The following is a 294-nucleotide window of genomic DNA, read 5'->3' as shown; positions in this document are numbered from 1 at the left end:
GGTGCCCCCCCCCAACACCGCCGGGGTGGCGGTGCCCCCCCGGCAGTCGGTGTACGACACCCCCACCCGGGTGAAAAAGAAAAACAACCCGAAGTTTCCCCCCCGCCCGCCCCCCACCAATCCCGCAACCCGGTCCAACCACCCCCCGCGCGAGGAGACGACCCCGGCCTCCGACCGCGAGCACTCCAACGCCACCTACCACGTGGAGAACCTCGCCGCCACCCACCCCGACGCCACGTGCGCCGAGCAGGCCCAGGCCGTGGTCACCAACCTGCGCTCGCTGGTGAACGAGCT

1 protein-coding gene is annotated in these 294 nt (G+C 71.8%); it reads left to right on the top strand.

Features of this window, described 5'->3' with window-relative positions:
- Positions 1–70: 70 nt before the first annotated feature.
- Positions 71–294 (top strand): hypothetical protein (locus PUR61_RS00780; RefSeq protein WP_329874547.1); only part of this gene is annotated, 224 nt, incomplete at its 3' end.

Origin of the sequence: Streptomyces sp. BE20 (genome assembly GCF_036322525.1) — a bacterium.
Taxonomy (GTDB): Bacteria; Actinomycetota; Actinomycetes; order Streptomycetales; family Streptomycetaceae; genus Kitasatospora.
Note: the sequence above shows the minus strand (reverse complement) of the source record. Positions and strands in the feature narration are given on the sequence as shown.